Source organism: Streptomyces sp. NBC_01233, assembly GCF_035989305.1.
In the GTDB taxonomy this organism is placed as follows: domain Bacteria; phylum Actinomycetota; class Actinomycetes; order Streptomycetales; family Streptomycetaceae; genus Streptomyces.
The window spans coordinates 9907020-9929786 of the sequence record NZ_CP108514.1 but is presented as its reverse complement, the minus strand read 5'-3'; the positions used below and the strand labels follow the sequence as shown (position 1 = coordinate 9929786).

Sequence of the window (22767 nt, the reverse complement as noted above, 5' to 3'; positions counted from 1 at the left end):
GAACCGCGCACTACCGTCCTTCCCGGCGGGGGCCGCGGTGCGCCGGGGCCCGGCCTTTCCCGGCGTGGCCGGCTTCGTTGGTGGGTGTTGATCAACCCGTCACGTCGGAGAATCCTTGTACTCTCACGTCCCCGCAGATCCGCCCGCCGAGCTGGTGGCGGCCCGGCTGCGTGACCCGTACCCGTATTTCGCGTGGCTGCGCCGCTACGCGCCGGCCCATGTGGAGCGGCGCGCGGCCGGCCCGCGCTGTGGCAGGTCTCCCGCCATGAGGACGTACGGGCCCTGCTGACCGCACCGCCCAGGACCCGCTCACCGCCCCCGTCTTCCGCACCGACTCGGCGACCGAAGGCGCCCGAGCGTTCTGCGAGAAGCGAACCCCCGGCTGGACGGCCTGACCGATCCTCCCCGGGCGCCTCCGGGCGGCGCGCCGGTGCGCCGGGCGCATCCGGGCGGGCGGCCCGTTCGCCGGGCGGGCCCACTGCCGAAAACCCCTGAGCGTCGGGTCCGCCACGGCCTAAGGTCGGCAACATGAAGATCGACATGCTCACGCTGCCCCCGTCCGAGACCGAGGTCGACTCCTGGCTGACGGTCCTGGCCTCCGCCGCGGCCGCCGACCTGCCGCAGCTGCCCGCCCCCTCCCGCACGGAGATCGCCGGCCGGCTGCGCGTGCCGTCGACGCGCGGCCGGGCCGTGCTCTGGGCGGCGGAAGAGGGAGTGGGCGTGGCCGCTCTGGTCCTGTTCTCGGACGAGGCCAACCGCCACACCGCCTTCGTCGACGTGCTGGCGGTATCCCCGCAGTCGCGGCGCCAAGGCGTGGGCACCGCCTTGTGGGAGCGGGTCCGCGAGGAACTGCTCGCGGACGGCCGGACCTCCGTCGAAGCGATGGTGGACCTCGGCGGTCCCGGGCAGGCGTTCGCCGAGTCGCTCGGGTTCGTGAACGTGCTGCCGATGGCCTGGTACGGACAGGAGCTCCCCGACCGGCCCGCACCGGTCCCGGCCACGCCCGGCTACGAGGTCCTCACCTGGCACGGTCTGGTGCCCGATGCCTGGGCCCCGGCCGCGGCAGCGGCCCACGGGGCGATGGAGGATGCGCCGAGCGGGGACATGGACATACAGCTCGAACCATGGACCGCGGCGCGGCTGCACTCCCTGCAGCAGCTGATCCTGGACCGGGGCGGAGAGCTGATCACGGTCGCGGCGGTGACCCCCGAGGGCGAGGTGGGTGCCTACACGGAACTGGTCCTCCCGGACCCCAGCGGCACCCGCGCGCTCCAGTACGACACGGTGGTCACCCCCCACCACCGCGGCCACGGCCTGGGCCGCGCCGTGAAGCTGCACATGGCGGCGCACGCCGCCGGCCGGTACCCGGCACTGCGCCGCATCGGCACCACGGTGGCGGACGAGAACACCCCGATGCGCACGGTGAACGAGGCCCTCGGCTACCGGCGCGAGCGCGGTACGGCGTACTTCCAGCTCAAGCTGTAGCCAGATCCGGGAGGCGGGCCGCCGCCGGCCGGCCACCCGCCGGCCGCCCGGCCCGCGCCGTCCCTGGCCGACCCGGCCGGGGACCCGCTCCGGCTCACCGACCGCGCGGCGAACCCCCGGTTCCACGACCTGGTCACCGGCGCCCCGCGGGACTCGGTGCCCGACCGGCGCCCAACCCGCGGTTCACCGGACCGCGCGAGACGCTCACCGCCATCCGCTTCGTCCGACGTCCCCTCCTGGACCGGCTTCTACGAGGTCACCGGCCTGCCCATGCTCCCCGGCATCGGGATCCGCCCGCTCACCGCCCCGTCGTTGACCATCTGGCTCGCGGTCCCCGTAGGCCCGCCCCCACCCTGCGGCGCCTTGTGTCACCGGCTACATCCGGAATCTCCCCTGTCATATGCCTATCGGCCTGTCCGGCCCCGCGCATATGGTGTGGCTCCGGACCATCCCGGGCCGTCGCCCTCCCGGCTCCCCTCGGGAGGGTCGCCGCGCGCCCGATGGGCGGAAGCCACGTACACGTTGCTCAGCGTCGCGGTGCCGCAAGAAAAGGAATTGCCTTGAGGCCGGCGCTCGCGTTGGCTGGGCAGCATGGCTGAACTGCGTACCGATCGCCTCACCGTCCGTCGATGGCATGACTCCGACCTTGAACCGTGGGCGGCGATGAATGCCGATCCCGAGGTTCGGGAGCATTTGGGCGACCTGCTGACCCGCGAACAGAGCGATGCCTCCGTGGCACGTTTCCAGGCCGAGTTCGACCGGCGAGGCTACGGGTGGTGGGCGGTTGAGGTGCAGGCCACGGGTGAGTTCATCGGCTTCGCGGGCTTGGATCAGGTGGATGACGGCATGCCGTTCACGGGAGTGGAGATCGGCTGGAGGCTCGCCCGCTCGGCCTGGGGCCAGGGCTACGCCTCCGAGGCTGCGCTGGCAGTCCTGGCCTACGGCTTCGACACTCTTGAACTGCCCGAGATCCTTGCCGTGACAACGGCCACCAACGTCCGCTCACAGGCAGTGATGCGCCGCATCGGAATGACGCGGGACCCGGCAGACGACTTCGACGACCCCACCGCGCCCGAAGGACCACTGCGTTCGAACGTGCTGTACCGTCTCGCCCGTAGCGCCAGGACCTGACGTTCTCCGCTGCGGCGTTTCAGCGCACTCGGCCGAGATCGCCCGCCCCACGGCCAGAACGATGCGTTCCAGGTGGCGCCAGGCCAAGCCGAACCCGACGGTCGCGGACTCGAACGCTCCCGCGGCCGCCTGATCACGAAGATCCACCTTGCCGGCGAAAGCCACGCCCGCCCCTTGGCCCTCCGCGTCTGGACCCGGCACTGAGCAGCGAGGAACCTAAGCGGAGGTGGTGGGCAGCCAGCCGGTGGCGCCCACCACTTCGCGCGCTATGTCGACCACGGAACGTCCGTCGGTCGCCACTCGCACCGTGTCCAGGGGTGTCTGCTCATCCAGAATCCGCGCCTTACGGGCGCTGCTCTCCAGTTCGTGCTCCAGCTCCGGGCCCCGTTCCCGACCGGTCAGCCGCTCACGGGCGCCGAGGCGTCCCAGGGGCGTGCAGCGGATCACGTCCGCCTTCTGCTCCTCGGTCATCCACCCGGTGTCGGTCGGTCCGGGATTGACCGCGTTGCAGGTCACGCCCAGGTGGGCGAGCTCACGGGCGGCGGCCAGCGCGATCCGGTCCATCGCCCCCTACTTGCTCCGTAGGGCAGGTTGCCCGCGGTGTGGTCGCTGGTCAGGCTGACGATCCGCCCGCTGCCGTGCCGCCCCCGGAACCGCAGCCCGTATTCGCGGATCAGCAGCCAGGTTGCCCGCGCATTGACCGCGAAGTGAAGGTCGAAGCTCTCCACCGTGGTGTCCAACAAGCCCGAGTCGACCGACTCGCAATGGCAGAGCACCAGCGCGGTGACGTTCCCCGGCTCACGCTCGACGCTGTCGAAGAGCCGGGCCGGCACGGCCGTGTCACTCAGGTCCGCCTCGACCGCAGGTGTTCTGGCCCCGAGGGACGCCACTTTCCCCTGCAGTTCCTCGGGCGCACCCGTCTCCATGCCCCACTCCATCCGCGCGTCATACGGAGTCCAGTACGTGAAGGCCACGTCCCACCCGGCCCGGGCCAGATCCAGTACCACGGACGCCGCGATCCCCGCCGTACGTCCTGCCCCCGTGGCCAAGGCGAGCGGGCGGCCCGCCGCCTCGTCCTGTCGACTTCCTGCCCGCGTCTCACCCGTCATGCTCCTCATCCTGGCGGGCCGCCGTTCACACGGCACGTGAATGTCCGTCCCCCCGGCCCCGGGAATACAACCATCCGGCCGCCCGACCGGTCTGGGTACGTTGAGCCGATCTTCGGATCTTGGTATCTCGTCCCTGTCAAGCCGACTCCCAGGACTCCCGTGAGACACACCGTCACCGAATGCCTGCGCGCCGCCTCGCTCGGCTGCGCCGCAGTCGCCGTCGTCCTCTGCTTGGTCCACGACCGGGCCGACGGCGCCCGCTGGGACGTCCTGGCCGCGTTCGCCGTGGGGCGGTGTGCATCGGGGCGTGGGCCCTGATGACCCATCAGAGCGCGCCGCTCGGACCGCCGGCGCCCGCCCCCCCCTGCCCATGGAGGCGCTGCCTTCCGTACTGCCCCGCAACCCGGTCGATTGGTATCTGACGGCGGGCATGCTGCTGGTCGCGATCGCACCCCTGGCCGCCTTCCGTTACGCCGCCCACCTCGAAGTCCACCCCGCCGTCGTCGTGCTGGGTTCCCTGCCGCTGGTCGCCTGGATCGCGGCGGTCGCCTCGCAGGCGGTCTGGCACCTGCTGGTCCGACGACTGCCCGCGCCGCACCGGCTGCTGGCCCAGGACGCGGAGGCGGGCCGGGTGGTGGCCGTCCGCTTCGAGTGCACGGGCGCCGAGTGGCACCGGTTCGTGCCCGAGGACAGCAACGCGCTCGTCGCTCCGCCGCTGGAGCACGCCCAGCACCTGAAGGTCCGGGACGCCGAAGGCAAGTGGTACGGCGTCCACGGGCTGCTCCGGGGCCTGGTCGGCCCGGACAACGCCCGTAAGCAGCTTGCCGTCTTCGGCCCCCGGTTCGCCGGGGGGCACGTCTGGATACTCTGGCCGGAGCGGTGGGAACCCGTCCTGGCGGTGGCCAGACGGCGCGGTCACCCGGCCTACCCGGTGGCCGTGGTCGCCGACACCGGCGAGATGGTGTGGGGCTACGCGGCACTCGACTACACCGATCGCTACCTGACCAACCCGGCGAACCTGCGCACCACCACCCCCGGGCTGTGGGCCCGGCCGGTACGCCCCAGGCCGTACTTCCGTCCGGCCGTTCACGGCCGGACGCTGCTGAGGCTCGCCGTGGCGGTGGCCGCGCTGCTCCCCGTACTGTTGGACGTCGTGTCGGGTGGCGTCAGCGCCCTGCTCGGCCTGGTCGCTGCGGCCGCGGTGATGGACGCGCCGTTCGCCGCCCTGCGGGGCAACACCAAGATGCCGGACCCGTCCCGGTGGAGCGTCCCGCCGGTGAAGGACTTCCGGACCAGCACCCCCTGGTAGGACGGCCCCGGCACCATGCCGCTCGCCCAGAACGACGGCACGGACGCGACAGCCGCCTGCAGAACGTCCGCACGGTCCTGCTCCAGGCCCGGCCTTGACCGCTCGGCGCCGCCCGCACACCCCGCGATCCGGCGACCTCAGACCCACGACCTGCAGCGCGCTCGCCCCCGCTCCCCGGTTCATCGCGCTGTTCGGCGAGACCTGCCCTGCCGGTGACTCCGGATCAACCGCGCGAACGCTCGGTCACACCACGCCCGGCGGCCGCGAGCCGGCCGCCGCGACCGGAGCGGCGCCGCTCCCGCGTTCTCACCAGACTTCCCCCGCCCCGCACGGGGCGGGGGCAATCCCAACCCGAATGGAAACCGTGAACCGCAAGCTGATACCGGCCGCCGCCGTCGCCACCTGCGCGGCTGCCGTCCTCGCCTTATTCGCCGGGCCCGTCAACGCCGACGACACCCCCAGCCCCACCCCCACCCCCACCCCCAGCACCCAGCCCACCAGGTCCGCATCGCCGACCGCCCGCCCCACGGTCATGCCGTCGGGCACCCCCACCCCGGGTCCCACCGTCGCCCCAAGCCCCACCACCGCCCCGCAACCCGGCAACACCCCCCACCGGCCAGCCGGGAGGCGGAGGCACCGACCCGAGCCCCCGCCCCACCGGCGGCGGGACCGCCACCCCCGCGCCCGGCTGCCCGCGCACCGTGCCCCAGCTCCCCACCCCTGAGAGCGTCCCCGGGTACGGCACCGTCACCGTCAACCTGTGCGCCACCGACCACCGCACCGGCCGTGGCAAGCTGGTCTTCACCTCCGCGTCCGACAGCAACGACCCCATCACCTATCGCGTCACCCTGCGGTGGACGTACGAGGGCAAGCCCGAAGCCGGATGCGAAGGGTGCTGGTCCTCAGCACGCTACGAATACACCGAGGACGTCTACGTCAACGACGCCGTCTACGGCGAACCCCTCGCCGTCCCGTTCGTCATCCAGCACCGCGGCGAACTGATCGGCGAGCAGCGGCCCGGTACCGGCGTGACCGTGGTCGACATCCAGCCCATGGAACCCGCCTGGCAGGACAACCCGAAGTTCGTCGAACCGGTGCCCGGCGCCACGAAGCCGCCTCAGTCCTCCTGACCCCTCCTGCACCATGGGGCCCGTCCCTCAACCCAGGGGCGGGCCGTCCGCGTCCCACCCCCACCGACACGGGAACACCTCGTGAACCAGGACGCCTTCGACGCCCTCGACGCCTTCATGCCGGGCGACGCCCCGCTCACGCTGGACCCAACCCGCCCGGGCCGGGGCGGCGCGCCGGCCGGTGCCTCGCTTGCCGGGCGGCCCGGTCTCATTCCTGGCGGGCGAATCGGTCGAGTGCCTCGAGTACATGGGCGCGGGTTGTGCCGCTGCCCAGATGGCCGGCGTTGCCGACGATGGTCAGCTCGGCGTCCGGCCATGCACGGGCGAGTTCCCATGCGGTGTCGAGCGGGCCGGCCAGGTCGAGTCTGCCGTGGACCAGTACGCCCGGGATGCCGGCCAGGCGGTGCGCCTCGTGCAGGAGCGTGCCTTCTTCAAGCCAGGCGCCGTGGGAGAAGTAGTGGGAGCAGATGCGGACCAGGGCCAGTTGCGCGGTGGGCGGGCGGTCGCCGTAGGGGTTGGAGGTGCCGTTCGTTTCCCCGGACAAGACCGCGTCCTCCCAGGCGCACCAGTCGGCCGTGGCCTTCTCCCGTACCGCGGGGTCCGGATGTTCCATCAGGCGTGCGTAGGCCGCGACGATGTCACCGTCCCGCGGTGTGCCGCCGGCTCCTTCGAGGAAGCGTTCCCACTGCTCGGGGAAGAACCGGCCCGCCCCGCGGTAGAGCCAGTCGATCTCGGAGCGCCGGGTGGTGGTGACGGCGGAGATGACGATCTGCGACACCCGCTCCGGGTACGTCTCGGCGTAGGCCAGGATCAGCGTGGAGCCCCACGAGCCGCCGTACAGCAGCCAGCCGTCGATACCCAGGTGCTCCCGCAGCCGCTCCATGTCCGCGATCAGGTGCCGGGTGGTGTTGTGCCGCATGTCGGTCGTGGGCTCGCTTGCGTGGGGGGTGCTGCGGCCACAGCCGCGCTGGTCGAACAGGACCACCCGGTACCGGTCCGGGTCGAAGTACTGGCGTGCCCCGGTCCCGCATCCTGATCCCGGCCCGCCGTGGACGACGAGTGCGGGCCTGCCGTCCGGGTTGCCGCAGACCTCCCAGTACACGAGGTTGCCATCACCAACGTCGAGCATCCCCTTCTCGTACGGCTCGACCGGCGGGTACAGCTCGCCCATTGCAGACCTCCTGAGAACCAAATGGAACAGGAACAAGGCCTTGTAGTAGACAACATGGCCGAGGTGACACGGTTCGGCGATGCCGGAACCTGCACGATCGGAGTGCTGACGCTCTCGACAGACGATTCTGAGCCGGGCGTGGACGGCCGCAACGCACCCCCACCAACGCAACGCACCGCGAGGGGTCCCGAAAGATCAGTGACCGGCGGAGCTGGCGGGCGATCGGCCCCGGGCCTGCCGGATCGCGCCGCCGGTCCGGTTGTCGACAGCGCCCTGCCCGCTCAGCGCCGCACCTGGCCGGCGGGCCGTCCAGGAGCCGCCATGTCACCGACGATGCGGCGCCGTTCAAGCCATGAGCAGGCGGAGGCCGAGATCTGCCGCGTCGAGGTCGGCGAGGTCGCTGTTGCGCTCGGCCCACCGGCCGGACTCGAGGTCGTCGCCGAGGCTTCGTACCGCCCGCTGCTCGGCCTCCGGCCCGACCCTCGTCCACACCGACATCGCACGGCGCACGTGATCCTCCAGATACGCCCCCGGTCGGCGCCAGTACGCCTCGAACAGGCCGTCAGCGCAGTCCCACGGGATGGGCACCGGCTCAGCGCGGGCGCCGATCGCGTCGGCCATCCCGGCAAGCGGGGGAAATCCTGCGAGGACGGCGGCGAACTCGGGCAGGTAGTCGCGGGTAAGCCAGAACCGGTCCTGCCAGCCGGGCTCGTCGGTGTCGAACGTGAGCACCACCACGCGGCGGGCCACGCGCCGCATCTCGCGCAGCCCCGCTAGCGGGTCCCCCCAGTGGTGAACGGTGGAGACGGCCATCGCGACGTCGAAGGAGCGGTCCTCGAACGGCAGGCTCTCCGCGGCGGCGGCCACGCACGGCGCCGAGCCGGCAGGCCGCTGCCCCCGCATCACCGCCGATGGCTCCACCGCGGTCACGTCGCGATCAGCAGGCTCGTAGGAGCCGGTGCCGGCCCCGACGTTCAGCACCGTCTGCGCGTCCCCGAGCGCGTCCCAGATCTGCGCGGCGATCCGCGGTTCGGTACGCCGTGTCGCGGTGTAGGCGCCGCCGATCGCGTCGTACAGCCGTGCACCGAGCATCTCCAGCTGCTCCTCCGGTGTCACCCTCAGTCCCTTCGCCCGTGCCTCGAGTTCCCTGTCGATGGCCGTCACCATGGCATCAGCGCGATCACGCCGCTCCAGCAGCAGGCCGCGCAGCCGGCGCAGGTGCGCGACGGCGTCGGTGGACGGATCGCCGACCAGTTCGGCAACCTCCCTCAGCCCGAAGCCCAACCGCCGATAGGCAAGCACCTCCCGCAGCCGCTCCACGTCGCCCGCCGAATAGGCCCGGTACCCGGCCGCGGTCCGCGCCGACGGCCGAACGAGCCCGATCTCGTCATAGTGATGCAGCGTGCGGACGCTCACGCCGGCCAGCTCTGCCACGCGTCCCACGGTCCAGTGATCCTCCACGGCACCGACTATGCAGCCTGACGCCGCGTGAGGGTCAAGAGCCTCACTCAGGTCGGCAAGAGCCGAACGCGCAGCAGCGGTCCGAGGCGACTCCTGCCGGCCGGAGCGCGGTCGGCGACCGGGTCGGCACGGAGGGCGGCGAGGCCCATGCGTTCGCGGCCGCCCGGCTTCCGCGAGGTGCGGACGCGGCGGGCGCTGCGGGATCCGCCGGGGCGGTCACCTCCCTGCCGGGCCGCGGTGCGGGCGGCGGCCGAGGCCCGGTCGGCATGATCGACGCCGGCTGCCGGGGCCTCCGGGCGGTTGACTACGTCGGTCGTCAGAAGCTGCGCCCACCGTCACGGTGGAGATCTGGCGGCCCGCCTCTCCGTCCCCTTTCACTTCGCGAGCCCGGACACGCCGGACGACGAGGCCCCCCGCCGGCAGCCGTGACCGCGGCTTCGTGCCCGGGCGGAGCGCACTTCCGGCCTACGTGTGTCCGGGTCGGGTCTCGGCGGCGGCGCGCCAGGTTCGGGCGTAGCCCTCGCGGAGCGGACCGCCGGCGAGGGTGAGGATCGCCCCAGCGGCGGCGGCGAGGTCCTCCGGTTCTCCGTTCTCGCAGAGGCGGCGGTAGCCGTCGAGGAGAGCTCCGCCGTGCTGGGGGTCGGCCTGCAGCAGGCGGCGGGGCAGCCACTTGCCGCCGCCCGTCCAGGCCCGGCGGTGGTCGAAGAGGAGGTCGGCGGCGGTGTTGAGGACGACGCCGGCCACGGCGAGGCGCTCGACGACGTCTGTGGCGTCGGCGAGGTCGTCCAGCGCATCGGTGAGCCCGTAGCGCTGGCTTTCGACCGTGGCGGGGGCCAGGGCGCCAGGGCCCTCACGGAGCGCGTCCTCGGCGTGCCGCTTGAGGGAGGCGGCCGCTCCGTCGCGCTCGGAAAGGACCAGGCCGTCTGCGTACATGCGCTGCATGACGCCGCGGCGGGAGGCTGCGTCGGCGGCGAAGAGCTCGTCGAGGCCGGCCCGGGTGTGGACGAACAGCTCGACCAGCCGGCCCTCGAAGCGGAGAGTCTCCCGGCGGGTCCCTCCGCCCTCCTCGATCAGGACCGCGATGTCCAGGTCGCTGGTGGTGGTGGCACGGCCGGATGCGGTGGAGCCTGCGAGGACCACGCTCAGGGCCTCGGGGAAGGACTCGGCGGCGAGGCGCCGCGCCCGGTCGATGGCGTGGGTCAGGTCATCAGGGTCACTGCTCATGATCGCCAGACTGGCACGCGCACCATCGCCGGCGCGAGGAGTTTCCCACCCGCCCGTGCCAGGCCTGCCTCCCGGATCGTGCCGGGCCCGCGATGCACGGCACCGACGCGCCGCGGGCCGATCCGCCCTGGTCCGAAGGAGACGGCCTAGTTGTACTGCTGGTGTGAGTTGGATGTGGGCGGGGGCTTCGGGGCGGCCGCCGGCCGGCCTGGGTCGACCACCACGAACTGACCCATCATGCCCCTGTCCTCGTGGTACAGCAGGTGGCAGTGGTACATGTACGGGGTATCCGGGTCCGCGGGGCCGTCGAAGCGCAGTGCGATGCGGACCGTCGAACCGGACGGGATGAAGACGGTGTCCTTCGGCCCGCGCAGCGGCGGCGGCGGGGCTGCGCCGTTGATGTCGAGGATGCGGAACTGGACGTCGTGGACGTGGAAGTTGTGCGGCATCCCGTCGTTGTTGCGGAGGGTCCAGGTCTCGGCCGTCCCGCGGGTGACCGTCTCGTCCACCCGGGACATGTCCATCTTCCGGCCGTTGATGCCGGACATCTCGAGCTCGAAGAAGCGGCTGCGGGCCGAGTCCTCACCGGTGGGGAGCACCGATCCCACCAGTGCCCCCGGCAACTCCGCCGACGGCCTCAGGGTGGGCGCCGCACGCAGCTGCATCACGTCGAACGAGTCGTCTCCGCCCCCGAAGCGCTGGTTCCAGAAGTCCAGGCCGGCGTCCAGGGGGTAGGAGCGCAGGACGCTCTGTTCGCCCGGCTGCATCCGTAGGACGATCTCCGCGCGCTCCCCTGGCGACAGGCGCAGGCGACTGGTCGTGTACGGGGCTTCGAGGAGGCCGCCGTCCGCGCTTCCAACGCGGCATCCGAGGCTTGCCGCCGGTCCCGTCGTTCCCATTTTTCGACATGGTCATGACACTATGGACGGCGCTCACGCGCCACATCGGGGACCAACCCCGGGCCGCCCCCCACACCACCCCCAAGCCGGTTCAGGGGCGCAGGCCCGGATGCGGGTCCGGATCCCAGGGCACTGCTGGGTGCGAAAGGCCCTCAACGGATCGGAACTCCGTGCCACGTGGAAACGAACGGTCCGGTCCGGACCGGACCGGCTGGACGATGGTGGAGCAGGGGATCCGTGCGGCAAGGTTGTGGGCCCCGGTACGACCGTTACGAAGGGGCCCTCCACATGAACGCAGAAGACGCCGCCGACCGCCCCGAAGGAGAGCTCACCCGGCCGGCGCAAGTGCCGTCCGCCGCGACCAAGGTGACGTGGTGGGAGAGGCAGGATCCCCGGGACGCTCCCCATCGCTACGGAGTGCTCAGAGCACTCCTGGGGGCGGGTATCGACGCAGCCCGAATACAGGTGTTCGAAGACCTTGAGGACGGCGGCGCCTACTGGGTCGTCACCCTGGACGCCGGACACACGGCGATCCTGACCGACGACACCGAGGAACACGTGGGTCACTTGGAGGGGCCGTGGCCCTTCAAGGCTCTGTTCGTCGGACCCGAAGGCGTCCACACCAAAATCAATTACTCGATCGCCGCCCTCACCGATCGCGTCATCACATGGTGCACCGAAGCCGCCGATCGTCGGGCGGATGCACTGCGCACACGCCCTGCACAAGGCCATCCCAGGAGGGCGTAGTCCTTCGCGCGAGCTTGATCCTTGCGACGAGAGACCGGTCGCCGTCCCCAAGTCCGTCAGTCATTGCGCCGGTCATCGACCTGGACCTTCAGATGCGGCCAGACCGTGGCCAAGCGCGGCAGGTCGTCGGCCGCCGGAACGGTGACCGAACCCAACGACCCGTCCGGTTTGAAATGGACCAGCGTCCCGGTCGTGCCGTCGACCTCGATGGGTTCGAGATCAGTGACGGGCACGCCATGTTCGTAGCGCTGGGTCCAGGACCCGTCCAGGCGGCGATTGGTATGGGCGAGCCACTCGCTCAGCGCCGCAACCACTGACATGCCGCGCCGAGGATGGCCGTCCAGCAGCGCCTCGACCTGCGGGGAATCGAAGAACCGGAGATCCTTCGTAGCCATGACCGGCTTCTTCACGCTCCGGCCGTGCTCGTCCACGCGGGTGTCGGTGCCCCGTCCGTCATCCCGGACGGCCAGGGAACCGTCGGGATGGAGAACGACGACGCAGATTCCCCCGCCCTTGCTCGACACTTCATCGGCGGCATAGGCAAGCACCTCAAGGACGAGGTGCCAAGGTCCGTCCGGAGCGAACTCCGCAGGCCTCTGCCGGATATGCGTCAGATGATCGGCATCAACAAGGCCGGACCAATCATGCGTCGTGTTGATCCAGGAAGTCCTCGATGCGTCCATCAGGCAAGTATCCCGCCTGGTGATGACGGCCTTGAGACCGTCTCCCTGGCCGACGTCACGGAATCCGTGCCGCACGGCAAGGCCGGTGTCCCTTGACGGCGTTCTGCGGGGCCGTCACGCGGCCGTCCCGCATCCCGCCGCCGGACCCCGCCCAGAGCGCCCTTCACCGCTTCGTTCCGGCCGCCGGAGGCGCGGTCGATGCCCTTGAGAACGTTCGGCCCTCGGTCAACAGCCCGTAGGGCCGATCGGCTTGGCCTCCTCCCTCCGAAGGCGGCCGGCCGAGGGCCTGGCCGTCACAGCGTGGGCGGACTCGTGTGCACGGACGAGTCGGCGTGTCGAAGTTCAGCGAGCAGCTCGCTCTGTCCTGCCAGCAGTTCGGTGAGGATGCGTCGTGCGGCCCGCAGGAGTTCCGCCACGTCGCCGCCGGCGAGGGCGTAGTTGACGGTGGAGCCGTCACGGATGGAGACCACGATGCCGGATCGGCGCAGCACCGCGAGCTGTTGGGAGAGGTTGGACGGTTCGATCTCGATCTCGTTCAGCAGTTCACGTACGGGTACGGGGCCGTTCTGGAGCAGTTCCAGTACGCGGATGCGGACGGGATGCCCGAGCATGCGGAAGAACTCCGCCTTGGCCTGGTACAGCGGCACCTGCATGCGACAACACTCCCACCCGGGTTCGACTTTCATGAGCTGGCAGCCAGGCCTGCCAGATCCTCGATGCCTGGCTCCAGCCATCCTCCCGCCTCCTGGCTCCGGCTCGCCCCTGGCTGATCACATTCAGATGTGCCGAGTTGAAGAGTTTTTCAACTCGTGGGCATGCGGAGCCTGGAAGCAGGAGCGCGGTTACAACTCCAGATCCGCCTCGATGCGCTTGAGCTGGTGCCTGGCCATGGCCAGGTTCGCCCTGCCCTTGTCCAGGACGATGTAGAGGAACAGGCCGTTACCCCCGCGCCCCTTGAGCAGCCGGATGAGGTGGTACTGGCTGCCGAGGGTGATCAGAACGTCCTCGATCTCCCCACTGATACCCAGCATCTCCATGGTGCGGATCTTGGCCCGGATCACATCGGTGTTCCCGGCTGCGGCCACCGTGAGGTCGAGGTCTTTTCCTCCGCCCAGCATTCCGAGGGCCATGCCACTCGTGTAGTCGACCAGCGCGGCCCCCACGCTCCCCTCGATCGAGGTCATCGCCTCCTTCAGAGACGTCTCCACACTCACCATCAGTACTCGCTCCCTCGGCTCTCGACGACCTCGGCCGGCTTCACAACTCCGGCCGAGGGGATGACGGCAGACGCTACCCACTGGCCACCAAGAGGGCAGGGAACATCAAATATTCGGCGGAAAACGATCCCCCAGGCCCTAAGATGCGCCACCGCGACGTCGGCCTACGGCCTACGGCCCGAGGGAAAGGTGGACTAATCAAGACAAATCAATCCGAATATCCCCAGCCGCGAGGGCGCGGACGCATAGGCCAGCGGCGTGAGCGGCCCCGGGCCCGCAGCACCCGATCGCTCGGCGGTAGCCGCTTTCACCCTCGGGTTGCGACCGGCCTGAAGACGCCCATGCCGTTCACCGTCTGCGTCGCGCCCCGATCAGTCCTTCTCACCGCCGAAATCGGGCAGGGTGAGCGAGCCGTCTGCGGCAAGGGGAAATCCCGGGTTAGGGCCAATACCAGTGATTTAAGGGTCCGGGGTGCCTGGGGTCTTCGGTGGGTTGGTCGGGGCCGTTTTGTGGTGTGGGGCGATGGCCACGGCTCGGGCTGGGTCGAGTGTCGGCTGTGGCCAGAGCCGGTGTGCGGTGCGCTTGACGCCGAAGTTGGACATCTTGCGTTTGACGACGCGGGCGTTCGACCGCTGTCGTCGCGGTGGCAGGAGGTGACGGGCTATCTCTCGTATCCCGTCGGTGAGGGCTGTGGCCAGGCGGTCAGGGGGAAAAGGCCGCCTGCGCGGTGACCTGGCGTAGGGCGAGGCGGAGGGTGCGGGTGAAGGAAAGCCGGTCGGTATCGGTGTCGGTGTCCCGGGCGGCGGTGTGCATGAGCTGGCGGATCGCGTGATGGACGAGGAGGTGGGCCCAGACCTCCTGTTCGACGCCGTCGGGCGATCGGGAGCGCAGGACCTGGGCGGGGCCGCGTTGGTGGGTCTTCAGCTCGTCCAGTGTGGTCTCGATCTCCCATCGCTCGTTGTAGAGGGCCGCCAACTCCGCCGCGGGTGCGGCTTCGTGGTCGAGGATGGTGGTGATCAGCCGGTACGGGGCGTCGTGCTGCGGGCGTCCGGGGTCGTCCAGGGTGTACTCGATGACCCGCACCACGGTGGGATCGGTGCGTTTGCGGTGGTCCTTGGCCGCCACGATGTCGGAGAGGTAGGACCCGTCGGGGAGCTCGCGCCGCACGGGCAGGACGGCGTTGGACTTGATGCGCCAGAGCAGGTCCGCACCGCTCGGCCGATGCCGCTCGCCACTGCTCCAGCCCGGCGAAGCCCCGGTCGGCCATCAGCAGGTCATCCGGTCCAAGGGCGTCGAACAGCTCCCGCGCGATCACGGACTCCGCGGTGGTGAACGGCCCCAGAGCCGCGCGGGTGATGGCGTGCGTGCCGCACTCCGCCAGCGCCACCACCCGCACCTGCGGGAACGCGGTCCGCTCGCCCCGGTGGGTGGCGGGACGACCGAACCGGGCGTCGTTCTCCTCACTGTCCGGCACGTCGAACGTGGTCCCGTCGACCGCCATCAGACGCCAACACCCGTACCACGCACCGGGAGTGGACTCGGTCGCCACAGGCCCGGCGGACTGCTCGAAGAGAGCCTTGAGCGGCTCGGGCCCGAGCCTGGCCCGGGCCCGGGAAACCGCACCGGGCGTAGGCACCTGCCACGAACCCGACCAGTGCTTGGCCCAGGCCAGACCCTGAGTGAGCAGCCGTGCGACCTCTTCGTAGCCCTGACCGGAGAACAAGCACATCGCCAGCACGAAGTAGACGACCACCCGTGGAGGCAGCAGCCGGTTGCGCTGCCCGGCCTTCCCGGATTCCTCCACGACCCGGTCCACCAGCTCCGGCGGGAACGTCCGCGTCAGCAGTCCGATCGCGATCCGATCCGACAACCGCTCGTCCGTCTCCGGCTTGACCTGTCCAGGGCGTGGCATCCAGACACCTCCTGGCCAACACCCTACCAGCCGAGATCCTTAAGTCACTGGTATTGGGGTTATAGGCGACTTCCCAGGAATGGCCGTCCGGATCCACGAAAGCACTGGAATAGAACCCGATCGCATTGACGGCCGCGGGCTTGGTGACGCTGCCGCCTGCCCGTTGCACTGCGGCGAGCAGCGCGTCCACCTCGGCCTCGGAGCGGACGTTGTGGGCCAGGGCGATCCCGCCGAACCCGCCGACCGGTCCAGGCTCCACGCCGCAGTCGCGGGCCAGTTTGTCGCGATCCCACAGCACCAGCCCGAGCCCGCCGGCCTGGAAGAAGACCGTCGCCTCGACCTCCTGTCCCCGCCAGCCCAGGGCCTCGTAGAAGCCCTTGGAGCGTGCGAGGTCGGTAACCCCCAGAGTGACCAGGGTGATGCGCTGTTCCATGCGATCACGCTAGAACGCCTGACGGCACGGCGGCAGCCGACGCACCGCCGACACGGACGTATCGCCCACGGCCTTGGCCAGTCGCGGGATGACCCCGCCGCTCCGCGGGCTTCCGGTCCCGCCCGAGCGGCGACGCACTGTCAGGGCCGTCCGGCAGATGCGGGCTTGGTCCGTCGGTGTCGGTCAGTAGCCGATGGTGAAGCGGCGTTGGACGAAGCGCGGCAGCTCTGCCTCGTCGACGAGGGCGACGGCGGCGTCTTCCATGGAGATGCGGCTGCGCCCGTCCGCGTCGAGGACCGGCTGATCGCCGCCGATCCGGTACCGGCCCGTACGTTCACCGGGCGCGATGTCCTCCGCAGGGCTGAAATACGTCCACAGCCGGTTGGAGGTGCGCAGGACGTTCAGGGCGTCCCGGTGTCCGCGCACCGCGGCGGAGTACTCCCTCGGCAGGCCGATCGCGTCGAGGGCCTCGTGCAGCAGTTCGTCGGAGTCGGCCCGGACGACTCCGGGCTCGATCTCCAGGCTGCCGGCGCCTCCGATGACGATGAGCCGGGTCCGCGGGTGGCTCTCCAGCGCCTTCAGGAGTGCGCGCGCCGCAGTGGCGTACACCGTGGGATCTGCGATCGAGAGGGCCACGGTGTCGGCGATGTCTCTGGCTGCGTTGCCGGGCTGGAATCCGCTGATCAGTACGTCGAGGCCGGGTATGACGGCGGCGACGGCGACGGCGTCGAGGACGTCGACGCTCTTCCAGACGACGTTGCTCCGGTCCTCGTCGACCCGCGTGGCGTCGCGGCTGAAGGCCGTGACGTGGTGCCCCCGGTCGAGGGCTTCGGTGACGACGCGACTGCCGATGCCACCCGTGGCCCCGATGACTCCGATATGCATGGCTCTCCCCTGGTCGCTGGTCACGCCGCCCTGCCGCCCATCGTGTATGCACCGGCATCACCGCGCTCGCGGCCGCGGCCTGGCCGCACGCCGAACCCCATTACGCGGACAGCGACTTCGAGTGGTCCGACTTCGACCCCGGCCTGCTGGACAAGGTCCGGCCGGCCTTCCCCGGCCTGCCCCCGGCCGCAGTGGCGCTCGCCCTGCGCATCTGGAGCCATCTGCACGGCCTGGTGTCACTGGAGATCTACGGCCACCTGCAGACCCAGGCCCCCAACCCGGAGAAGCTCTTTCACGAAGAACTGGCCCAGCTCGTCCGGTCCTTGGGCCTCACACCGCAGAGCTGACGGCCCTGCACCAGCGGCCGACCACGCCGCTGACTCGCTCCGGCGGGCGCGAACGACTCCAAGGAGGCGTCGATCCCACCACCCGGCACGCGCAGGGTTGAACACCTGCCGCCCCTGGCGCGGCCGGAGGCAGCGTGCTTGCTCCCCCGCGCACGCGGGGACGCCCCCCCGTCGGTGAGGGGGAGAGGGTCTCACCGGCGGTGACGGCGCGGAAACCAGATTGCCTCGCCGTCCCGCAGGAGCCAGGCTCGGCTCCATGACCACAGATTTCATCGTGCGTCCGGCCCGACCCGCCGATGCCCGGACCTTGGCCGAACTGCGTTGGGCCTTCAAGCGGGAGGACCACGAAGGGCAACCACCGGCGCCTGCTGGGCAACTGGAAGAAGCCGAGCGCTGGATCCACGACCGGCTCAGCGGTGGGCATTGGCTGGCCTGGGTCGCGGAAACCGAAGGTGAAATCTGCGGTCACGTCTTCCTCTGCCTGGTGGAGCGGATGCCGGAGCCCTACGAGGACAACAACCCGGTCGGGTATGTCACGAACTTCTTCGTCCTGTCGTCACGACGGAACAACGGAGCCGGCTCGGCACTCCTCGAGGCACTGCAGCAGCATGCACGCGGCGCCGGCCTCGAGGGCTTGATCGTCTGGCCGTCAGAGCGCAGCACGCCGCTCTACCGGCGCTGCGGATTCCAGCCCCCGGAGGAGCTGTTGGAACTTCCACTCGACACCTGAGGGGACGGACTCAGAAGCAGGGGGCGGTCGCGCGACCACCGGCAGGTGATCGACGCGACCCCGCTCAAGTACCGCACCGCCTGCGCAAAGCCCTCCCACCTCACCGCAGGCCACGCCGGATACGCACCCGGCTTTCCGCCTGCGGACCGGGTCGCCCGCCACGACAAGACCGCCACCACCTACGTCGCCGCACTCCCCCTCGCAGGCATCTTCCTCTGGTCAGCCACACGCCCCGCAAGCAAGGACCTGACTCAACCGGACGACGTGACCGAGGACCACACGCCGAACCACTGCTCGGCGCCGTACTCCTCGAACCGCTCCACCTCGGTGAACCCCAGCTTCGCCGCGAGGCGCATGGCGCGGTCGTTGGCGTTCTGGGTGCAGAGCACCACCGGCTCGCCCGGAAGCGCGGCGGCGAACCAGTCGAGCGCCGCCGCACACGCCTCGGCGGCGTACCCGCATCCCCACGCCTCCGGCAGGAACATGTAACCGAGCTCGGCCTCCCCGCCATCCGGACGCACGTGACCCGGACGCTCTGCATCGCGCCGATCGAGCGTGATCATGCCGATCATCGCTCCGCCGAGATCGATCACGAAGAAGCCAGGGCGCCGCCCGGGAACCGCGGGCACCGCGCGTTCCAGCTCATCACGCGGTCGCGGGCCGCCGACGTAGGTGCCCACCTCTGGCGATGAGAACAGCTCGATGAACGCCGCACGGTCTCGGGCCTCGGACTCGCGGAGCACGAGCCGTTCGGTCCTTATCGGGGCAGGTGGCCAGGAAACGTGTTCGAGTCCAGTCATGGTGGGCAACGTATCCCACGCCCGCAAGAATGATCCACAAGAGGGTCTGGTTGAGCGCACGCAGCTCCCCCGGGCGGCCGTCTAGAGCGTGCCCGGGCGGTCTTGCAGCGCCGCGACGACCAGATCGTGGATGAGGAACTCCCCGGGCGCGCGGTTCTCTTTGAGGCGGGGCAGCTCTTCGGGGCCGAACCAGTCGTATGCGGTGTGCTTGGACCATTCCAGGGCGGGGTGGTCCAGGTCGCCGTCGACTTCGACGAGGTAGTCGGCCTCATGACGTACCCCGTGGCCGTCGTCGCCGGTCCAAGTGGTGAGGCCGAGCAGGCGGCGCACCCGGCGCAGACGCCAACCCGTCTCTTCTCCGACCTCCCGTGCGAGTGCGTCCAGCAGGGTCTCACCGGGCTCGACGTGTCCGCCCACGATGTCCCAGCAGTCCGGGAAGAGTCGTCGGTCCGGGCTGCGCTTCTGGGCGAAGGCCCGGCCGTGCCGGTCGAGAATCACCGCGCCCACGGCCCACAGCTCGCCTTCCGCGGGGACGGGTATGTCGACACCGCTGCCGACGACGACATCCGGGTGCTGGTCTGTTGCCATGGGCCCCAATGTAACGGCGTATCTGATCACCGTCCCGGCGCATTGGCCGGAGCCGACGGGGAGCCTGTGCTGGACGGGGATGCCCCTGTCCGACCAGTCAGTCAGTCAGTCAGTCAGTCCAGAGTGAGCTGGAAGTACGCCGTTTCCCGGAAGCCTGCGGTCGGCGGGTCCACTTCCACGGTGACGGGGATCCCCTTGCTGCTCGGCTTGATACGGACCGGAACGGTGCGCTTCTCGTCCGTGCCCAGGGGCGGCAGGAGGGCGGCGGCGGACTCCCGCCAGTTCAGCCAGGTCAGGCTGTACCCGGAGGCGTAGTCGTCGAGCGACTTGCCCGCGCGGACGACCAGTGGTGCGGAGCCGGATTCCGACACGCTTGCATCGAACGACTCCCCGCCGGGGCGGAGCTTTTCGTCAGTGTCGTTCTCGTAGGTCACGGTGAGGCTGTAGGTACCGTCGGTCTCTGCGCGCGGTCGGCTGACGGTTACCTTCAGGCCGTCCTCGTACCGGGCGATCGCGCCGGGGCCGAGGGGGTCTGCCACGTATCCGGAAGGTCCGCTCTGTTCCAGCTGGCCGTAGCCGTCGAAGCCCTTCTCGAACTCGGCCAGTGCCCAAGCTCCCAGACCCACCAGGACGATGAGGACGACGACGGCGATCGCGCAGCCGTTGAACCACCGCGGCGTGTCCGCAGTCGGGGTGTCGGTGGGGGTCGGGTTCGTGTCCATACAGGTCACGGTAGGGAGCGGCGGGCGTGCGGATCATGAGCGGGCGTACTCAAACGCGCCTGAGTAGCTTCGCCCTGAGGTCCGAGGGTTAGGGTCGTGGCTGACCATCGCCACTGAGGAGGGGGCTCCGAGGATGTACGGAGTAGTGACGGCAGTCAGCAGCAACGGCGAGTACTCGTTCACCAAGCCGAACCGGGACAGCATCACGCTGCTCCCCGGCCTCGGCGTGGAGGGCGACGTGCATGCCGGCGTGACGGTCAAGCACCGGTCGCGCGTCGCGCAGGACCCCACCCAGCCGAACCGGCGCCAGGTCCACCTCATCCATGAAGAGCTCTTCGCCGAGGTCGGTGCAGAGGGATTCGAGGTGGTGCCGGGTGACCTCGGCGAGAACATCACCACCCGCGGGATCGATCTGCTCGGCCTGCCGGTCGGCACGCTGTTGCACATCGGCGACGACGCAGTGCTGGAGGTGACCGGCCTGCGCAATCCGTGCCTGCAGATAGACAACTTCCAGGACGGACTGCTGAAGCAGGTCGTCGGCCGCGACGAGGCCGGGAACATCGTGCGCAAGGCCGGAATCATGACCATCGTGAAGAAGGGCGGCGCGGTGCGCCCGGGCGGCACGATCAGAGCCGAGCTTCCCAGCGGGCCGCACCGGGCCCTGGAGCGGGTCTGACGACTCTCGATGCAGAACCGCTGACGGGGTCGACCCGGCCCCACCACCATTCGTGGGTGAGCCCGTTGGGGGCTGTCCGTACCCCGTACTGGTCTGCCGTGCGGCTTCGACGACGCCGCCGGCGCTCCGCGGCCGCCCCGAGATTCATCACTCTGAGCTGAGTGCTGTGGGGTCACAGACTGTGGGCGATGGGGTGCAGCGCTTCGTACAGCGGGAGTTCGGCACCGCTGGGGAGCCGGATCGCAGTCAGTTTGCCCCAGCGCTGCTCGCTGACCGGACGGGTGATCTCGACACCCTGCGCGCGGAACTCGCCGAGCTGGGCATCAAGGTCGTCGCACATCAGGAAGAACTCGTGCTGCGGTGGACCGTCGGTCGGGTGCACGGCCACCTCGGCGGGGGCAGCTTGAAGATGAGCCAGCCGCCGCCCGCGTCGACGCCGGGAAAGCCGAGGACGTCGCGGAGAAAGGCGCGGTCCGCCTCGGCGTCCGGGCTGTAGAGGATGACATGTGCACCGCTGATCATGGCTGGCTCCTGCCCCGTCGACGTGCTGGCGGTCGTGCCTCCGGCATCCTGGCACGCTCAGGTCCAAGAAGGCCTTCGACTCATTCGATGACACGACGATTGAGTTGCATGACAACGGACAGCCCTTCACCGGGTCGGTCCTTTTCGGCGGCAACGGCGCCGGCCGAGAGGAGCGTTGCGGTGGCGAGGCTGCCCCAGAGGGCGGCCGGGCCGTGGGGGGCGAGAGCGGTGATGACCGCCGGGGAGACGGCGAGGCCGAAGCCCGTGGAGAGCTCGAAGCGGGCGAGGGTGCGTCCCAGGACGTGGGCCGGGGCGAGGACGGTGACGAGCGCCGTGGCGCTGCCGGCATAGATGATCTCGCCGATGGTGCAGACCACGGACACCGCGGCGACGGCGGGGGCACCCCAGCCGTGTCCCAGTGAGGTGGCCGCGAGGAATCCGAGGTAGGACGCCGCGAGTACGACGCCGGCGAGGGCCAGCACGGTCCGCCGGGAGAAGCGGGACATCAGGACGGTGACCGGAACCTGCAGGGTGACCACCAGCACCGTGTTGCCGAACCGGGGCATCATCCGCAGTTCGCCGACTGGGCCGGGGAGGTCTGGGCGGGGCTGCGGCCGGAGCTGGCCGAGCGGTTGCGGGAGGCCGAGTTCCTCTGGCGTTCCTCCCAGGCCGACTTCCTGATACCCGCCCGACCTCGGCCGACCCTCGCGGAGGAGTTGGACGAGGTGGACCGGATCGACGACGAGACGTACGTGACCGCCGCGCTGGTCACCACGTGCGGCAGCCATCGCGTCCGCCTCGCCGCGCCGTCGCCGCTCACCGACGCGACTGCGCGCGAGCGGGCCCTGGACCTGGCCCAGGCCCGCGGCGCACGGCAAGAGGCGTTCGCGGAACGGCTGCTCGCGGACCCCGCCGCCGTACGGGCCCGCGTGCGCGACACCCTCGAACAGTGCGCCGAGGCATTCTTCGACGCCGCCTGGGCGGGCGTCGCCGTGCAGCTCGCCACCGACCTGCGACTGAAGAACGAGCTGCTGAAGCGCCAGGGCATAGGGGCGGCGCTCGCATCGGTGTCCGGCGCGGTCACCCTGGCACCGGACGGCGACTGCATCATCGTGGACAAACTGCAGGACAAGACGACCGCAGCCCACGGCGCCGGGGTGACCTTCATCCCCAGTGTCTTCGGCCGCCCGCACCTGGTCGCGGTCCACGCACCCGGATGGCAGCCGGTCGTGCAGTACCCCGTGGCCGGGCCGGGTCCGTCAGAGCCGGTGTCACTGGAGACGGTCACGCTCCGGCTGGAGGCGCTCGCACATCCGGTACGGCTGCGGCTGCTGCGCACCCTGGCCCGCGGCCCGCACACCACCGGTGAGCTGGCCCACACCTGGGAACTGTCGCCCCCGGAGGTCTCCCGCCACCTCGCCGCCCTGCGCCGCGCGGGCCTGCTCACGGCCCGGCGACACGGCCGCTATGTCCGCTACACCCTTAATCTTCCCGATCTGACGGCGCTGGGCACCGACCTGCTGGCGGCCGTACTGCGCTGAGTGGCCTCGGCCCGCCGGAGCACGGGCGACCGCCGCCGTGGCGGC

General features: G+C 70.5%; 23 protein-coding genes and 7 pseudogenes. 12 read left to right on the top strand and 18 right to left on the bottom strand.

What is annotated here, in order from left to right; genetic code table 11:
- The first annotated feature begins 115 nt into the window (after window positions 1–115).
- The 3 genes from OG332_RS45690 (at window position 116) to OG332_RS45680 (ending at window position 2616) form a co-directional block, all read left to right on the top strand.
- Window positions 116–289 (top strand): hypothetical protein, encoded by a 174-nt coding sequence (locus OG332_RS45690; protein WP_327418978.1) that lies wholly within the window; start codon window positions 116–118, stop codon window positions 287–289.
- Between the two features lie 239 nt (window positions 290–528).
- Window positions 529–1485, top strand: coding sequence for a GNAT family N-acetyltransferase (locus tag OG332_RS45685; RefSeq protein WP_327418977.1), 957 nt, complete (start codon window positions 529–531; stop codon window positions 1483–1485).
- Between the two features lie 591 nt (window positions 1486–2076).
- A complete protein-coding gene (locus OG332_RS45680; RefSeq protein WP_327418976.1) occupies window positions 2077–2616 on the top strand; it encodes a GNAT family N-acetyltransferase in 540 nt (179 codons plus the stop codon).
- A 216-nt stretch (window positions 2617–2832) separates the two neighbouring features.
- Here OG332_RS45680 and OG332_RS45675 read toward each other — a convergent pair.
- Window positions 2833–3030 (bottom strand): annotated as a pseudogene (locus tag OG332_RS45675) (hypothetical protein); the annotation flags it as partial.
- Window positions 3031–3725: pseudogene (locus OG332_RS45670) on the bottom strand (SDR family oxidoreductase); the annotation flags it as partial.
- Between the two features lie 159 nt (window positions 3726–3884).
- On the opposite strand from OG332_RS45670, the gene OG332_RS45665 reads away from it, so the two are divergent.
- The 4 genes from OG332_RS45665 to OG332_RS45650 all read left to right on the top strand — a co-directional run bounded on the left by OG332_RS45665 (window position 3885) and on the right by OG332_RS45650 (window position 6164).
- On the top strand, window positions 3885–4043 hold the full coding sequence (locus OG332_RS45665) for a hypothetical protein (protein WP_327418975.1): 159 nt from the start codon (window positions 3885–3887) through the stop codon (window positions 4041–4043).
- A gap of 52 nt (window positions 4044–4095) precedes the next feature.
- The gene (locus OG332_RS45660; protein WP_327418974.1) at window positions 4096–5034 is read left to right on the top strand and encodes a hypothetical protein; all 939 of its coding nucleotides are present in this window, start codon (window positions 4096–4098) and stop codon (window positions 5032–5034) included.
- A 364-nt stretch (window positions 5035–5398) separates the two neighbouring features.
- The gene (locus tag OG332_RS45655; protein ID WP_327418973.1) at window positions 5399–5758 is read left to right on the top strand and encodes a hypothetical protein; all 360 of its coding nucleotides are present in this window, start codon (window positions 5399–5401) and stop codon (window positions 5756–5758) included.
- On the top strand, window positions 5736–6164 hold the full coding sequence (locus OG332_RS45650) for a hypothetical protein (RefSeq protein WP_327418972.1): 429 nt from the start codon (window positions 5736–5738) through the stop codon (window positions 6162–6164). Before OG332_RS45655 ends, OG332_RS45650 begins: the two co-directional genes overlap by 23 nt.
- 208 nt (window positions 6165–6372) lie before the next feature.
- Here OG332_RS45650 and pip read toward each other — a convergent pair whose 3' ends face one another.
- The 4 genes from pip to OG332_RS45630 all read right to left on the bottom strand — a co-directional run bounded on the left by pip (window position 6373) and on the right by OG332_RS45630 (window position 10919).
- A complete protein-coding gene (pip, locus tag OG332_RS45645; protein WP_327418971.1) occupies window positions 6373–7335 on the bottom strand; it encodes a prolyl aminopeptidase in 963 nt (320 codons plus the stop codon).
- 345 nt (window positions 7336–7680) lie between these two features.
- On the bottom strand, window positions 7681–8778 hold the full coding sequence (locus tag OG332_RS45640) for a MerR family transcriptional regulator (RefSeq protein ID WP_327418970.1): 1098 nt from the start codon (window positions 8776–8778) through the stop codon (window positions 7681–7683).
- Window positions 8779–9261: 483 nt separating this feature from the next.
- Complete coding sequence (locus tag OG332_RS45635; RefSeq protein ID WP_327418969.1) at window positions 9262–10020, bottom strand: nucleotidyltransferase domain-containing protein; 759 nt, start codon at window positions 10018–10020, stop codon at window positions 9262–9264.
- Between the two features lie 146 nt (window positions 10021–10166).
- Complete coding sequence (locus tag OG332_RS45630; protein WP_327418968.1) at window positions 10167–10919, bottom strand: multicopper oxidase domain-containing protein; 753 nt, start codon at window positions 10917–10919, stop codon at window positions 10167–10169.
- A gap of 288 nt (window positions 10920–11207) precedes the next feature.
- Here OG332_RS45630 and OG332_RS45625 point away from each other — a divergent pair, with 288 nt between their 5' ends.
- The gene (locus OG332_RS45625; RefSeq protein ID WP_327418967.1) at window positions 11208–11666 is read left to right on the top strand and encodes a hypothetical protein; all 459 of its coding nucleotides are present in this window, start codon (window positions 11208–11210) and stop codon (window positions 11664–11666) included.
- 56 nt (window positions 11667–11722) lie between these two features.
- On the opposite strand, the gene OG332_RS45620 is transcribed toward OG332_RS45625, so the two are convergent.
- The 6 genes and pseudogenes from OG332_RS45620 to OG332_RS45595 all read right to left on the bottom strand — a co-directional run bounded on the left by OG332_RS45620 (window position 11723) and on the right by OG332_RS45595 (window position 16796).
- On the bottom strand, window positions 11723–12349 hold the full coding sequence (locus OG332_RS45620) for an ATP-binding protein (RefSeq protein WP_327418966.1): 627 nt from the start codon (window positions 12347–12349) through the stop codon (window positions 11723–11725).
- 293 nt (window positions 12350–12642) lie between these two features.
- Window positions 12643–13002 (bottom strand): ArsR/SmtB family transcription factor, encoded by a 360-nt coding sequence (locus tag OG332_RS45615; protein WP_327418965.1) that lies wholly within the window; start codon window positions 13000–13002, stop codon window positions 12643–12645.
- 189 nt (window positions 13003–13191) lie between these two features.
- Window positions 13192–13566: a hypothetical protein gene (locus tag OG332_RS45610; protein ID WP_327418964.1), complete on the bottom strand. Its 375-nt coding sequence runs from the start codon at window positions 13564–13566 to the stop codon at window positions 13192–13194.
- Between the two features lie 702 nt (window positions 13567–14268).
- Window positions 14269–15478 (bottom strand): annotated as a pseudogene (locus tag OG332_RS45605) (IS4 family transposase).
- Window positions 15479–15533: 55 nt separating this feature from the next.
- Window positions 15534–15911 (bottom strand): annotated as a pseudogene (locus tag OG332_RS45600) (VOC family protein); the annotation flags it as partial.
- A 183-nt stretch (window positions 15912–16094) separates the two neighbouring features.
- Window positions 16095–16796, bottom strand: coding sequence for an NAD(P)-dependent oxidoreductase (locus OG332_RS45595; RefSeq protein ID WP_327418963.1), 702 nt, complete (start codon window positions 16794–16796; stop codon window positions 16095–16097).
- Between the two features lie 35 nt (window positions 16797–16831).
- Between OG332_RS45595 and OG332_RS45590 the strand changes: the two are divergent.
- Window positions 16832–17143, top strand: a pseudogene (locus OG332_RS45590) (TetR-like C-terminal domain-containing protein); the annotation flags it as partial.
- Window positions 17144–17399: 256 nt separating this feature from the next.
- The gene (locus tag OG332_RS45585; protein WP_327418962.1) at window positions 17400–17873 is read left to right on the top strand and encodes a GNAT family N-acetyltransferase; all 474 of its coding nucleotides are present in this window, start codon (window positions 17400–17402) and stop codon (window positions 17871–17873) included.
- Window positions 17874–18124: 251 nt separating this feature from the next.
- On the opposite strand, the gene OG332_RS45580 is transcribed toward OG332_RS45585, so the two are convergent.
- The 3 genes from OG332_RS45580 to OG332_RS45570 form a co-directional block, all read right to left on the bottom strand.
- Entirely contained in the window at window positions 18125–18673 is a 549-nt protein-coding gene (locus tag OG332_RS45580; RefSeq protein WP_327418961.1) for a GNAT family N-acetyltransferase, read from the bottom strand.
- 81 nt (window positions 18674–18754) lie between these two features.
- Window positions 18755–19261 (bottom strand): NUDIX hydrolase, encoded by a 507-nt coding sequence (locus OG332_RS45575; RefSeq protein ID WP_327418960.1) that lies wholly within the window; start codon window positions 19259–19261, stop codon window positions 18755–18757.
- Window positions 19262–19374: 113 nt separating this feature from the next.
- Window positions 19375–19983 carry a hypothetical protein gene (locus OG332_RS45570; RefSeq protein WP_327418959.1) on the bottom strand — a complete coding sequence of 203 codons (609 nt, stop codon included), beginning with the start codon at window positions 19981–19983 and terminating at the stop codon, window positions 19375–19377.
- A gap of 133 nt (window positions 19984–20116) precedes the next feature.
- Between OG332_RS45570 and OG332_RS45565 the strand changes: the two genes are divergently transcribed.
- Window positions 20117–20659 carry an MOSC domain-containing protein gene (locus tag OG332_RS45565; RefSeq protein ID WP_327418958.1) on the top strand — a complete coding sequence of 181 codons (543 nt, stop codon included), beginning with the start codon at window positions 20117–20119 and terminating at the stop codon, window positions 20657–20659.
- Between the two features lie 172 nt (window positions 20660–20831).
- On the opposite strand, the gene OG332_RS45560 is transcribed toward OG332_RS45565, so the two are convergent.
- The 3 genes and pseudogenes from OG332_RS45560 to OG332_RS45550 form a co-directional block, all read right to left on the bottom strand.
- A complete protein-coding gene (locus tag OG332_RS45560; RefSeq protein WP_327418957.1) occupies window positions 20832–21041 on the bottom strand; it encodes a hypothetical protein in 210 nt (69 codons plus the stop codon).
- Window positions 20999–21181, bottom strand: coding sequence for a VOC family protein (locus OG332_RS45555; RefSeq protein WP_327418956.1), 183 nt, complete (start codon window positions 21179–21181; stop codon window positions 20999–21001). Before OG332_RS45555 ends, OG332_RS45560 begins: the two co-directional genes overlap by 43 nt.
- Window positions 21182–21261: 80 nt before the next feature.
- Window positions 21262–21732, bottom strand: a pseudogene (locus tag OG332_RS45550) (MFS transporter); the annotation flags it as partial.
- On the opposite strand from OG332_RS45550, the pseudogene OG332_RS45545 reads away from it, so the two are divergent.
- A pseudogene (locus OG332_RS45545) lies at window positions 21724–22722 on the top strand (DUF5937 family protein); the annotation flags it as partial. The pseudogenes OG332_RS45550 and OG332_RS45545 sit on opposite strands and share 9 nt — an antisense overlap.
- Window positions 22723–22767: the final 45 nt, after the last annotated feature.

What these genes read in the sequence shown, in the direction of transcription:
- OG332_RS45685 (WP_327418977.1), top strand. Translation starts at nt 529, where the DNA reads ATGAAGATCGACATGCTCACGCTGCCCCCGTCCGAGACCGAGGTCGAC.
- OG332_RS45680 (WP_327418976.1), top strand. Translation starts at nt 2,077, where the DNA reads ATGGCTGAACTGCGTACCGATCGCCTCACCGTCCGTCGATGGCATGAC.
- OG332_RS45660 (WP_327418974.1), top strand. Translation starts at nt 4,096, where the DNA reads ATGGAGGCGCTGCCTTCCGTACTGCCCCGCAACCCGGTCGATTGGTAT.
- pip (WP_327418971.1), bottom strand. Translation starts at nt 7,335, where the DNA reads ATGGGCGAGCTGTACCCGCCGGTCGAGCCGTACGAGAAGGGGATGCTC.
- OG332_RS45635 (WP_327418969.1), bottom strand. Translation starts at nt 10,020, where the DNA reads ATGAGCAGTGACCCTGATGACCTGACCCACGCCATCGACCGGGCGCGG.
- OG332_RS45630 (WP_327418968.1), bottom strand. Translation starts at nt 10,919, where the DNA reads ATGGGAACGACGGGACCGGCGGCAAGCCTCGGATGCCGCGTTGGAAGC.
- OG332_RS45625 (WP_327418967.1), top strand. Translation starts at nt 11,208, where the DNA reads ATGAACGCAGAAGACGCCGCCGACCGCCCCGAAGGAGAGCTCACCCGG.
- OG332_RS45620 (WP_327418966.1), bottom strand. Translation starts at nt 12,349, where the DNA reads ATGGACGCATCGAGGACTTCCTGGATCAACACGACGCATGATTGGTCC.
- OG332_RS45615 (WP_327418965.1), bottom strand. Translation starts at nt 13,002, where the DNA reads ATGCAGGTGCCGCTGTACCAGGCCAAGGCGGAGTTCTTCCGCATGCTC.
- OG332_RS45610 (WP_327418964.1), bottom strand. Translation starts at nt 13,566, where the DNA reads ATGGTGAGTGTGGAGACGTCTCTGAAGGAGGCGATGACCTCGATCGAG.
- OG332_RS45595 (WP_327418963.1), bottom strand. Translation starts at nt 16,796, where the DNA reads ATGCATATCGGAGTCATCGGGGCCACGGGTGGCATCGGCAGTCGCGTC.
- OG332_RS45585 (WP_327418962.1), top strand. Translation starts at nt 17,400, where the DNA reads ATGACCACAGATTTCATCGTGCGTCCGGCCCGACCCGCCGATGCCCGG.
- OG332_RS45580 (WP_327418961.1), bottom strand. Translation starts at nt 18,673, where the DNA reads ATGACTGGACTCGAACACGTTTCCTGGCCACCTGCCCCGATAAGGACC.
- OG332_RS45575 (WP_327418960.1), bottom strand. Translation starts at nt 19,261, where the DNA reads ATGGCAACAGACCAGCACCCGGATGTCGTCGTCGGCAGCGGTGTCGAC.
- OG332_RS45570 (WP_327418959.1), bottom strand. Translation starts at nt 19,983, where the DNA reads ATGGACACGAACCCGACCCCCACCGACACCCCGACTGCGGACACGCCG.
- OG332_RS45565 (WP_327418958.1), top strand. Translation starts at nt 20,117, where the DNA reads ATGTACGGAGTAGTGACGGCAGTCAGCAGCAACGGCGAGTACTCGTTC.
- OG332_RS45555 (WP_327418956.1), bottom strand. Translation starts at nt 21,181, where the DNA reads ATGATCAGCGGTGCACATGTCATCCTCTACAGCCCGGACGCCGAGGCG.